This is a genomic window from Vibrio sp. 10N.247.311.49, assembly GCF_041467655.1.
Classification (GTDB): Bacteria; Pseudomonadota; Gammaproteobacteria; order Enterobacterales; family Vibrionaceae; genus Vibrio; species Vibrio crassostreae_C.
Window position 1 is genome coordinate 14,379 of the sequence record NZ_JBFSVA010000005.1, and the last position, 11,767, is coordinate 26,145.

Sequence of the window (11,767 nt, forward strand, 5' to 3'; positions counted from 1 at the left end):
CGATCATGGAACAGATTAATAAACTTTACGAACAGCAGTCTCTTACTCAAGAAGAAAGCCAACAGTTATTTGATGTGATCATCAAGGGTGAACTAGACCCAATCTTGATGGCTTCTGCGCTAACTGCACTGAAAATCAAAGGCGAAACGCCCGATGAAATTGCAGGCGCAGCAAAAGCACTACTTGCGAATGCAAACCCGTTCCCGCGCCCTGATTACGATTTCGCAGACATCGTAGGTACAGGTGGCGACGGTCACAACACCATCAATATCTCGACGACTTCTGCATTTGTTGCCGCAGCGTGTGGCTTAAAAGTCGCGAAGCACGGTAACCGCAGCGTATCGAGCAAATCAGGTTCTTCTGACCTATTGGATTCGTTCGGTATCAACCTAGCGATGACAGCAGAAGACACGCGTACGGCTGTTGATGAACTTGGCGTAGCGTTCCTATTTGCTCCGCAGTATCACGTTGGTGTACGTCACGCGATGCCTGTTCGTCAAACCATGAAAACGCGCACTATCTTCAATATCCTTGGCCCACTGATTAACCCAGCTCGCCCTAACATCGAGCTAATGGGTGTTTACAGCAAAGAGCTTGTACGCCCTATCGCGGAAACCATGCTGCAAATGGGCATGAAGCGCGCGGCGGTTGTTCACGGTAGCGGCCTTGATGAAGTAGCGATTCACGGCGAAACCATGGTTGCTGAAATCAAAGATGGCACAATTCACGAATACACAGTGACACCAGCAGACTTCGGTTTGAACACTCACCCTCTTGAAGCAATCAAGGGCGGCGAGCCAGAAGAGAACAAAGCCATCACAACCGATATCCTGACGGGTAAAGGCACTGATGCTCAAGTTGGCGCAGTGGCAGTCAACGTTGCTCTACTGATGCGTCTGTTTGGTCACGAAGACCTAAAAGCCAACGCACAGCAAGCAATTGACGCGATGAACTCTGGCAAAGCATACGAGCTTGTACAAAAGCTTGCTGCACACGCCTAACGAACGACGAATCGAGACAAAGAACATGACACAGACTACCGATAAACTGTCGACCCACGTTTCAGTCAAAGAAGCTGAAATGGCGGAAGTATTAGCAAAAATCGTTCGTGATAAATACCAATGGGTTGAAGCACGTAAGCAGACTCAACCATTAGACGAGTTTAAAGCGTCACTAACTGCAACAGACCGCAGCTTTTATGACGCTCTGAGCGGAGAACAAACGGTTTTCATCACTGAATGTAAAAAGGCCTCTCCGTCAAAAGGTTTAATCCGTGACGAGTTTGACCTCGACTACATTGCTTCTGTTTACAACAACCACGCAAACGCGATTTCTGTGCTGACAGACGAGAAGTACTTCCAAGGTGACTTTGAGTTTTTACCTAAAGTTCGCAGCATTGCTAAGCAGCCTATCCTGTGTAAAGACTTCATGGTTGATACCTACCAAGTGTATCTAGCTCGTCATTACTCAGCTGATGCTATCTTGTTAATGCTATCGGTATTAGATGACGAAGAGTACAAAGCGCTGGCGGAAGTCGCTCACTCACTCAACATGGGTGTATTGACCGAAGTCAGCAACGAAGAAGAGCTTCACCGTGCAGTCGCTCTAAACGCTAAGGTGATCGGCATTAACAACCGTAATCTTCGTGACCTTTCGACTGATTTGAACCGTACTAAAGAGTTGGCGCCGCTGATTCGCGAACTGGCTCCAAACGCAGTTGTGATTTCAGAGTCTGGCATCTACACACATCAACAAGTTCGTGACCTTTCAACGTTTGCAGATGGCTTCCTAATCGGTAGCTCTCTAATGGCAGAGAAGAACCTCGAGCTTGCGGTACGCAAAGTAACACTGGGTGAAAACAAGGTGTGTGGTTTAACTCACTCTGACGATGCAGCAAAGGCTTATCAAGCTGGTGCGGTATTCGGTGGTCTGATATTCGTTGAAGCATCTAAGCGTCATGTGGATATCGAAGCGGCTCGTTTGACTATGAGCGGCGCACCTTTGAACTACGTGGGTGTGTTCCAAAACCACAGCGTTACTGACGTTGCGAAAACGGTTTCTGAGCTAGGCCTGTTCGCTGTGCAATTGCACGGTGATGAGTCTCAAGCGTTTGTCGATGAGCTAAAACAGTCACTACCTGAAAGCGTTGAGATTTGGAAAGCTTACGGTGTTGCTCCCGATGCTGAGAGCTCGCTACCAGAATTACTGGAAAGCAACGTGACTCGTCACCTGCTAGATACTAAAGTGGGTTCTCAAACTGGTGGCACAGGCCAAGTGTTCGATTGGAACCTAATCAACAACCAAAGCGCAATCATGTTGGCGGGTGGTCTAACCCCAGAAAATGCTAACCAAGCGGCTAAGTTGGGTTGCTTAGGATTAGACCTAAACTCTGGTGTTGAATCCGCTCCAGGAAAAAAAGACGCAGACAAACTGCAACGTGCTTTTGCAGCGATTCGCAATTACTAGTCCAAACTCGGCGCTAGAAATTAGAAAGCAGAAACTAAAAACATATTTGTGAGCTTTGCCTTTTGCGAAGCTCAAACAAGATTAAATGACTTGGTGTGAATACACATCGATAGAATTGAAGGAATAACACAATGGCTAAACTCGATGCCTACTTCGGTGAATACGGTGGTCAATACGTACCGCAGATCCTAGTGCCAGCACTAGACCAACTAGAACAAGCATTTATCGATGCACAAGCCGATCCTGAGTTCCGCAGTGAATTCATGACGCTTCTGCAAGAGTACGCAGGCCGTCCAACGGCACTAACGCTAACGCGTAACCTGACTAAAGGCACAAAAACCAAACTGTACCTAAAGCGTGAAGATCTACTTCACGGCGGTGCTCACAAGACAAACCAAGTTCTTGGTCAAGCATTGCTAGCAAAACGTATGGGTAAACAGGAAATCATCGCTGAAACTGGCGCAGGCCAACATGGTGTTGCAACGGCTCTAGCTTGTGCTCTATTGGGCCTTAAGTGTCGTGTTTACATGGGTGCAAAAGACGTTGAACGTCAAAGCCCGAACGTGTTCCGTATGAAGCTAATGGGCGCAGAGGTTATCCCTGTTCATTCTGGCTCTTCAACGCTAAAAGATGCATGCAACGAAGCGCTACGTGACTGGTCTGCAACTTATGAAGACGCGCACTACCTATTGGGTACTGCGGCTGGCCCTCACCCATTCCCAACGATTGTTCGTGATTTCCAACGCATGATTGGTGAAGAAACGAAGCACCAAATCTTAGCTCGTGAAGGTCGCCTTCCAGATGCCGTTATCGCTTGTGTCGGCGGTGGTTCAAACGCTATCGGTATGTTCGCGGATTTCATTGAAGAAGAGTCTGTACGCCTAATCGGTGTAGAGCCTGCTGGTAAAGGTATTGATACCGACCAACACGGCGCGCCGCTTAAACACGGTAAAACTGGTATCTTCTTCGGTATGAAAGCACCACTGATGCAAGATGAGAATGGTCAAGTAGAAGAGTCTTACTCTGTATCTGCGGGTCTAGACTTCCCATCAGTTGGCCCTCAACACGCGCACCTAAATGCTATTGGCCGTGCTGAATACGACAACGTAACCGATGACGAAGCACTAGAAGCTTTCCAAGCTATCGCACGTAACGAAGGTATTATCGCAGCGCTAGAGTCATCTCATGCTTTGGCTCATGCAATCAAAATGGCTCACGATGATCCAGAGAAAGAACAGCTATTAGTCGTTAACTTATCTGGCCGTGGTGACAAAGACATTTTCTCTGTACACGACATTCTTAAAGAGAAAGGAGCATTATAATGGATCGCTATCAATCACTCTTCACTCGCTTAGCTGAAAAGAATCAGGGCGCATTCGTACCATTCGTAACAGTTGGCGATCCTAACCCTGAGCAATCGCTTAAGATCATGGAAACTTTGGTTGAAGCGGGTGCAGATGCACTTGAGCTTGGTATTCCATTCTCCGATCCGCTTGCAGATGGCCCGACAATCCAAGGCGCAAATATTCGCGCGTTAGATTCAAAAGTAACGCCAGATGTGTGTTTTGATCTTATTGGTCAAATTCGTGCTAAATACCCAGATCTGCCAATCGGCCTACTGATGTACGCAAACTTGGTGTACGCACGTGGTATCGAGAACTTCTACGAGCGTTGTGCGAATGCAGGTATCGATTCAGTATTGATTGCTGATGTACCAACCAACGAGAGTGGCGAGTTTGTTGCTGCAGCTAAGAAGTTTGGTATTCACCCAATCTTTATTGCTCCACCAACAGCAAGTGATGAGACGCTTCAATCGGTTTCTGAGCTAGGTGGTGGTTACACTTACCTACTTTCTCGTGCTGGCGTAACGGGTGCAGAAACCAAAGCAAACATGCCTGTGACAGCCCTACTTGACCGTTTGAACAAGTTTGATGCGCCACCAGCACTGCTTGGTTTCGGTATCTCTGCTCCTGAGCAAGTAAAAGAAGCCATCGAAGCTGGCGCTGCTGGTGCTATCTCTGGCTCTGCGGTTGTGAAAATCATTGAAAACAACGTTGAACAACCAGAAGCAATGCTTAAAGCACTTGCTGAGTTTGTTACGCCAATGAAAGCGGCAACGCAAAAATAATAAATAGGCTCCCACTAGTGCGATAATTTGCGCTGTGGGAGTTTTTCTCCGAGAACACGTCCAAACCCTCTCAATTGTTAAATTTCTGACAAAAACAACACCTCATACAAACCTGTAGCACACCTATAATACCCCACCAAAACATCACCACCATTTATAAAAATAATGACAAATCAAAAAGCAAACGTTTGCTTTAGTGTGAAAAATCATCAAATGACATTTGATTACTGCTTTTTGGTGTTCTTTCATCTCTGCTCATATTGATAAATGTAAAAGATACGTGTAAAACTTCTCGCGAAATATTAATCCAATGGTACATCGTACATTGGTGAGTAGTTCTGGGATTTTTATATTTAGTAGCACAGAGGTTATGGAAGTGTTAAAAGAAAAGAGTTTACTAAGCAACATCGGCGTTCAAGTCGTTATTGCAATGATCATCGGTACCCTAGTCGGTGCGATGATGGGTGACAGCGCAACTATGTTCGCTCCACTGGGTGCTATCTTCATCAATTTGATCAAGATGCTGGTTATCCCTCTAGTCGCGGTTGCCCTAATTTCAGGTGCTGCTGGTCTAGGCAACAGCTCATCAGCAGGTAAAGTGGGCGTGACCACTCTAGGTTACTTTGCACTAACGTCTGCACTTGCTGTAGCACTAGCGCTAGTAATGGGTGAAATATTCGAACCGGGTCGTGGTATCGATGTTTCTGGCGTTGAAGGCATGTTCTCTTCTGAATACGCTGCGAAAGGTGAACTTCCAACGTTCTGGGCAACCATCACAGGCATGATCCCGACCAACGTTTTCCAATCACTGAATGAAGCAAACATTCTGCAAATTCTAGTTTTCTGCTTATTCTTCGGTATTGCGATTTCTAAACAAGCGAAAGAGAAACGTGACCCTATCATCAATGGCGTAAACGCGATTGTTGACGCTATGGTTTGGATGATCAACAAGGTTATGATCATTGCACCACTTGGCGTATTCGGCCTAATGGCAGAAGCTGTGGGTACATTCGGTTTTGGCGCACTTATGGTTGTGTTCAAACTGTTCGTTGTTTACATCGCTGCGATTCTAATCTTCGGCTTTGTTGCTTACCCGCTAATGATTCAAATCTTCACTAAGACTTCTGCGAAGAAGTTCCTAGTGGCGATGAAGAAGCCTCAAGCGGTTGCACTATCAACAGCATCTTCAATGGCGACACTGCCAGTAACAATGGAAACGGTAGAGAAAGAACTTGGCGTTCGTAACTCTACGGCTTCATTCGTTCTGCCTCTTGGTGCGACGATCAACATGTCTGGTAACGCAATTTACTACGGCCTAGTTGCTATCTTCTTCGCACAGCTGTTCAACATCGACCTTTCTATGGGTGCTTACGTTGCTATCATCGTAACGTCTACCCTAGGTGCAGTTGGTCAAGCAGGTGTTCCTGGTCCTTCTTTCCTAGTGGTTGCAGTTCTTCTAGCGGCTGGTATCCCTATCGAAGGTCTACCTCTGTTGTTCGCTCTAGACCGTATCTTCGACATGATCCGTACTGCTCTGAACATCACTGGTGATGCAGCATGTGCAGTCATCGTTGATTCTCTAATCGAAGACGAAGCGAAAGAAACTGAGCTACAAAAACAGCAAGCGTAATATTAAGCTTCAGTTTTGATTGATAAAAAAACCGCCTTCACACAGGCGGTTTTTTATTAGGTGATGATCAATATTGAGTCGGTAAACCTTACCCTTGTTAGGCTAATTGATTAGTCCAAACGCACGAGGCAGAGCCAAACTAATTTCAGGAATAAAAGTAATAGCCAACAGTGTGACGATCAATACGGCACAAAACGGCATGATACTTCTTATAACGTTTTCAATCTTAGAGCCACTGACACTACAACCCACAAATAGCGCCGTACCAACGGGTGGCGTTGCAATGCCAATACATAAGTTGAAGATAATCATCATCGCGAAGTGAATTGGATGCATGCCTAAATGCTCAGCAATCGGCATAAAGATAGGGGTAAAGATCAATACGGCTGGCGTAAGGTCCATAAACATACCCACAATCAGTAGAATCAGGTTCATCAGAATAAAGATGATAATTGGATTGTCTGAAATAGAGAGCATCCAATCACTGATCATGGTTGGTAGACCGGTAAACGCCATTGCCCATGACATAATGGTAGAAGCACCAATCAAGAACAGCATAATGCCAGTAACCTGAACCGTTTCTCTACAAATTATCGGAAAGTGTGCCCATTTGAGGGTTCGGTAACAGAGTGACAGTATAAAAGAGTATAGAACCGCTATACATGCCCCTTCTGTTGCAGTGAATATACCACCAATAATACCGCCAATAACAACAACAATAAGCCCTAAGCTTGGTGTTGCTTGCCAAACAATATTCAGCACATCTTTCGTTGTGAAGCCGTCATTCGCACTTGTTTTGTAGCCCTTCTTTTTAGCGATGAAATAGGCGACGACCATACAACTTAAGCCCATTAGAATACCTGGGACATACCCTGCGATAAACAACGCCGCAACGGATGTTCCACCCGATACCACTGAAAATACGATCAGTGAATTACTCGGCGGTATTAATAAGCCTGCCGGGCAAGATGCAACGTTTACTGCTGTTGCTAAGTTTTTATCATAACCATCTTTTTCTAATTCTGGGCCTAAGGTTTTACCAACCGCAGCTGCTGCTGCAACGGCTGATCCTGAAACGGCGCCAAACATCATATTGGCGAAGATGTTCACGTGAAAAAGTGAGCCCGGGATCCAACCAACCAAGAGCTTTGCAAGGTTGATGAGTCGACTCGCGATGCCACCTACATTCATTATATTCCCCGCGAGGATAAAGAAAGGGATGGCTAATAAACTGAAACTATCAATACCGGTAATGATTTTTTGACCCGCAGTAATACTGGCGACTTCAAACGGTAAGATGAAATACATGATGGTTAAAGATGACATGGCAATTGCAATCGCAATCGGCATGCTTATCGCGATCATGAATAAGAATAGGCCTAGCAGCCAAACACCAATGGACAAATCCATAATATAGAGTCCTTTTAAAACTTATTTTTTGTTGGGTTCACAAAAAAGATCAAACGTATTCATGACCAAATAAATGAGGATAATAACGGCTGAAATCGGCAATATTGAATACACCGTCGACATCGGTAATTGCAGTGCTGGAGAGAGTTGTTGTGTGGTTCTTCCCATTAGGGCGATGCCACCTTGAAGCATTGCTAGAAATACAAATGCGCCAGAAATGATATTGATGAGTACATGTAATGCGATATGTGCTTTACCCTTAAGATAACCATCCAATAACGTTATTGCTAAGTGTCCTTTGATACCGAATAAGTAGCTTGCTCCTAATAAGCCAAGCCATACCATCGCATAACGAGCAAGTTCATCAGTCCAGTTACTTGGATCATTCAAAACATAACGACTAAAGACCTGCCAAGTGACAGTAACGACAAGTAACATTAGTGCAAAAGAAGAGACAAAAAGAATCAGCCTATCAAGTAGGTTTCTGAAAGTTGCTAACATGGTGTGATACCTCAAAAAATTTTGCCTTAGCAAAGCCAAGGCAAAATTATATTTTCACTAAGACTGATTAAAGAGCTTCAATTTTTTCAATGAATGGAGCTAGTTTTGGATCTTTTTTCGCCTCATCAATCATAGGTTTAACAGCTGCACGGAAAGGGGCTTTATCAACTTCAACAAACGTGACACCTTCTTTCATTCCTTTCTCTTTGTTCATGTCATCTGTTGCATCCCAGATTTTGATCTGCTCTTCAAGAGACTCAGCAGCAGCTTCTTTTAAGATCTTTTGCTCTTCTGCCGTTAATGAACCCCATTTGTATTCTGAAATGATGATCACGTCAGGTGTCATCATGTGCTGGTCCATAGAGTAAAATTTGGCAACTTCACTGTGTTTCATTTCAACTAAGCTAGAAATATTATTCTCAGCACCATCAATTACACCTTGTTGCAGAGCCGTGTATACCTCATTGAAAGGTACAGGTGTTGCTTTACCACCAAGTAAGTTAACCATTTCCATCATGGTTGGAGAACCAGGAACTCGAACTTTCATGCCAGCTAGATCTGCTGGTGAGTTGATGGCTTTCTTAGCGTAGAAGCTACGTGTGCCTGAATCATAGAATGTAAGACCGATGAAACCTTTACCTTCGCTTGAAAGCAGCATCTCTTGTGCAGCTTCACTTCGCATGAAGGTTCTCATATGTGGAACGTCACGGAATAAGAAAGGCAGTGCATTAACCTTAAACGTTGGTTCAAAAGATTCGGCTAACCCACCATTGATTTTGGCCATATCAATCGCGCCAGTAACAACTTGCTCCGCTTGGTCACGTTCAGAGCCTAATTGACCGTTTGGAAAGATCTTAATCGTAAGTTCACCATTCGATTTTTCTTTAACTTTATCAGCCATGATCACCATGCCTTGGTGAGCTGCGCTTTCTAATGACATTGCATGCCCTAACGTCAAAGTTTTTGCTTGAGCGCCAAATGCCATAAGAATTGAAGCCGCTGCAATCGTCAGTAGGTGTTTTTTCATGTTCTTCTCCAGAATCCATTTTGTAAGAGGTACAGTTTTTATATGCAACGCTATAGCTAAGTTTGAAATCTAACGTTCAATTGCACATCGCTCATAGCAGTAACGTTTCATTACAATATTCTTACCCTATGAATCTTGTATTACAATACTATATGTATATTTTGTGAACTAAGGTTTATCTATTGGCCTGAGAACCTAATTGATTGTGATACCAATCATATTTGGGACTAATTAGACCATTAATCAGTTCTACTTTGGGTTTTTTTGTAATTTCGATTACTTTCAACTGCTTTAAGAACAATCTCTTAGTAAAAGAGTATCGATCTATTTATGTTATTTTAAGACATTAAATTCAGTTATGGAGCACGACAAAGAAGGTCTCCTCGCTCGAAAACGCGAGTCGTGAACAGTGCTTTGTGAGGTGATGAAGGCAAGGTTTTCGGTTGGATTTAGGTAACAAGAATAGATAAAGGCAATAGAGAGAAGCTTGAGAGGATGAATTGTTTGTAACAAAAATCCGAGAGCCTTACAGCCCTCGGATTTTTGTTTTTGGTGTTCTAATTTTTAGGCGTTAAACGAATTACAAATCAGCGCCATAGATATCAAACGTGAAGTACTTAGCGGCGATCTTGTCGTAAGTACCGTTTGCTCTGATCTCTTCAATCGCAGCATTGAATTGTTTCGCCAATTTTGAATCCTGCTTTCTTAATGCTAACGCCGTACCCTCACCGATGTAGGCTTTGTCGGTAACGGCTTTGCCTTTGAACTCAAAACCCTCGCCTTCTTTCTTATCTAAGAAAGCCAATGACAGTTGATCTGAGTTGCCGAAGGTTAGATCTAAGCGACCGTTTTGCAGATCCAGATACACTTCATCTTGCCCTGTGTAACGCTTAATGTTGGCAACACTACCAAACTTGTCGGTTACGTAGCGATCGTGAATCGTACCTTGCTGAACACCGATGGTTTTACCCGCTAAGCCTGCCTCATCAACGCTGAATTCTGCGCTTTTAGCAGCAACAAATACGGCTGGTGTTTGGTAGTACTTATCAGTAAATAAGATCTTACGCTTACGCTCTTCAGTAATACGCATTGAAGCCATGATCACATCTGACTTTCTTGCCAACAAACTTGGAATTAGCGAGTCCCAGCTTTGTGAAACCCAAGTACAATCGAGTTTAGCTTGCTCACACAAAGCATCAGCTATCTCAATATCAAACCCGACAGGCACACCGTCGCTGTTTTTATAGTTGAATGGCGGATACGTAAAGTCCGACGCCAAACGGATTTCTTTCGCCTGTACCGTTGTACCAAGTAAAGCGACCGCACAAGCGAGTCCTAGTATTATCTTTTTCATCATTGCCATCCTAGATATGATCTTTATTGAGTTGAGATTGAGTTTCTTTATGTTGAGCTTGTTGAATGTGTTTGCCTTGTTGAATCTGTTCTAATTCGGTTTGGTAACGTGTTAGTGACGTTATCACTTCTAGCATGCTCTCTTGGCTACCAATACTGATTCGAACACAGTTACGCAAAGCCGGTTCATGGTTTTGGTTCCTTGTCACAATGCCGTCCTTCGCCAAGACACTGAACACTTGATGCCCAGCTTTTTGACGCAGCAAAATGAAGTTTGTCGATGAAGGGTAAACAGACTCGATGAAATCAAACTGCGTTAACTCACAAGCAAACCAGTTACGCAGCTCAACCAGATTCTGCGTCGCATCTTGCATCACTGAGACTCGTTCATCAGACAACGCGTCTAATACAATTTGAGATGAGCAATCTGGCATCGGATAAGGTGGAATCAGCTTCGCGACATACTGCATCACATTTTGACTCGCTAAGATAAAACCACAACGAACTGCAGCCAGTCCAAATGCCTTAGACAAAGTGCGAATCACAACCAAGTGCGGATAACGCTCAATAAGGCTAACGGCTGACGTTTGTGGTTCAAATTCGATATACGCTTCATCGACGACCACTAGAGATTTTCCAGTCGTGCCTTCCAGTACCTGAATCAAATCCGATTTAGGAATCACATTGCCCGTTGGATTGTTTGGTGAGCAAAGAAACACTATATTCGCCAGTTCTGCCTTATTCACAATATCAGCGACGTTCAGGCTAAAGTCTTCCTGCAATGGAGAGTCCAAGGTATTAATCGCCAATGCATCAGCGCAAAACTCATACATCGCATACGTTGGAGAGCAGATAAGTATGTTGTCGCACGCCGGTTTACAGAATGTTCTGATCAGCAAATCAATCGCTTCATCTGCACCACGAACAGCCACAGTCGCGGCATCGGTACTACAGTAATCTTGATAAGCCTTAGCAATATCTTGTGGTAAGAAGTCTGGGTATCGGTTGTGACTTGCTTCTCCTTGAAACAGCGAGCTTTCCAATTCATTGGCGTTTAGCCAGACACGTCCATCACCACCAATTCTTCTTGCCGATTGATAAGGTATTAATTTTTTTACAGCCTGAGGCACTAAGCTATCAATAAAAGATGTCAAGAAGCTATCCCTTTCACAAAATCACAATGTCTTCATCATTGCCTTCATATTCAAAAAATGTGACTTATACAAATATTGAATCACAAATGATGATTAAG

General features: G+C 44.1%; 10 protein-coding genes. 5 read left to right on the forward strand and 5 right to left on the reverse strand.

Going from position 1 to position 11,767, the window contains the following annotated elements; all coding sequences use genetic code 11:
• Positions 1-5: 5 nt before the first annotated feature.
• The 5 genes from trpD to AB6E54_RS07130 all read left to right on the forward strand — a co-directional run bounded on the left by trpD (position 6) and on the right by AB6E54_RS07130 (position 6,224).
• Complete coding sequence (gene trpD / locus AB6E54_RS07110) at positions 6-1,001, forward strand: anthranilate phosphoribosyltransferase (RefSeq protein ID WP_229647081.1); 996 nt, start codon at positions 6-8, stop codon at positions 999-1,001.
• 25 nt (positions 1,002-1,026) lie between these two features.
• Positions 1,027-2,466: a bifunctional indole-3-glycerol-phosphate synthase TrpC/phosphoribosylanthranilate isomerase TrpF gene (trpCF, locus tag AB6E54_RS07115; protein ID WP_372107027.1), complete on the forward strand. Its 1,440-nt coding sequence runs from the start codon at positions 1,027-1,029 to the stop codon at positions 2,464-2,466.
• A gap of 131 nt (positions 2,467-2,597) precedes the next feature.
• Positions 2,598-3,788, forward strand: a complete 1,191-nt coding sequence (gene trpB, locus AB6E54_RS07120; protein ID WP_372107029.1) for a tryptophan synthase subunit beta — start codon at positions 2,598-2,600, stop codon at positions 3,786-3,788.
• A complete protein-coding gene (gene trpA, locus AB6E54_RS07125; protein WP_017069986.1) occupies positions 3,788-4,594 on the forward strand; it encodes a tryptophan synthase subunit alpha in 807 nt (268 codons plus the stop codon). The genes trpB and trpA overlap by 1 nt, the downstream gene beginning before the upstream one ends.
• Positions 4,595-4,904: 310 nt before the next feature.
• On the forward strand, positions 4,905-6,224 hold the full coding sequence (locus AB6E54_RS07130) for a dicarboxylate/amino acid:cation symporter (protein WP_372050086.1): 1,320 nt from the start codon (positions 4,905-4,907) through the stop codon (positions 6,222-6,224).
• Between the two features lie 102 nt (positions 6,225-6,326).
• Here AB6E54_RS07130 and AB6E54_RS07135 read toward each other — a convergent pair whose 3' ends face one another.
• The 5 genes from AB6E54_RS07135 to hisC form a co-directional block, all read right to left on the reverse strand.
• Positions 6,327-7,634 (reverse strand): TRAP transporter large permease, encoded by a 1,308-nt coding sequence (locus tag AB6E54_RS07135; protein ID WP_010438025.1) that lies wholly within the window; start codon positions 7,632-7,634, stop codon positions 6,327-6,329.
• 21 nt (positions 7,635-7,655) lie between these two features.
• A complete protein-coding gene (locus AB6E54_RS07140) occupies positions 7,656-8,135 on the reverse strand; it encodes a TRAP transporter small permease (RefSeq protein WP_004736522.1) in 480 nt (159 codons plus the stop codon).
• Positions 8,136-8,202: 67 nt separating this feature from the next.
• Positions 8,203-9,162, reverse strand: coding sequence for a TRAP transporter substrate-binding protein (locus AB6E54_RS07145; protein ID WP_017063537.1), 960 nt, complete (start codon positions 9,160-9,162; stop codon positions 8,203-8,205).
• A 580-nt stretch (positions 9,163-9,742) separates the two neighbouring features.
• Entirely contained in the window at positions 9,743-10,516 is a 774-nt protein-coding gene (locus tag AB6E54_RS07150) for an ABC transporter substrate-binding protein (RefSeq protein WP_102393430.1), read from the reverse strand.
• Between the two features lie 10 nt (positions 10,517-10,526).
• Positions 10,527-11,669 carry a histidinol-phosphate transaminase gene (gene hisC / locus AB6E54_RS07155; protein WP_372107030.1) on the reverse strand — a complete coding sequence of 381 codons (1,143 nt, stop codon included), beginning with the start codon at positions 11,667-11,669 and terminating at the stop codon, positions 10,527-10,529.
• Positions 11,670-11,767 lie beyond the last annotated feature (98 nt).

Coding starts and splice junctions, on each gene's coding strand:
- AB6E54_RS07140 (WP_004736522.1), bottom strand. CDS start 8,135: ATGTTAGCAACTTTCAGAAACCTACTTGATAGGCTGATTCTTTTTGTC.
- trpD (WP_229647081.1), top strand. CDS start 6: ATGGAACAGATTAATAAACTTTACGAACAGCAGTCTCTTACTCAAGAA.
- AB6E54_RS07150 (WP_102393430.1), bottom strand. CDS start 10,516: ATGAAAAAGATAATACTAGGACTCGCTTGTGCGGTCGCTTTACTTGGT.
- trpCF (WP_372107027.1), top strand. CDS start 1,027: ATGACACAGACTACCGATAAACTGTCGACCCACGTTTCAGTCAAAGAA.
- AB6E54_RS07130 (WP_372050086.1), top strand. CDS start 4,905: ATGGTACATCGTACATTGGTGAGTAGTTCTGGGATTTTTATATTTAGT.
- AB6E54_RS07145 (WP_017063537.1), bottom strand. CDS start 9,162: ATGAAAAAACACCTACTGACGATTGCAGCGGCTTCAATTCTTATGGCA.
- trpA (WP_017069986.1), top strand. CDS start 3,788: ATGGATCGCTATCAATCACTCTTCACTCGCTTAGCTGAAAAGAATCAG.
- AB6E54_RS07135 (WP_010438025.1), bottom strand. CDS start 7,634: ATGGATTTGTCCATTGGTGTTTGGCTGCTAGGCCTATTCTTATTCATG.
- trpB (WP_372107029.1), top strand. CDS start 2,598: ATGGCTAAACTCGATGCCTACTTCGGTGAATACGGTGGTCAATACGTA.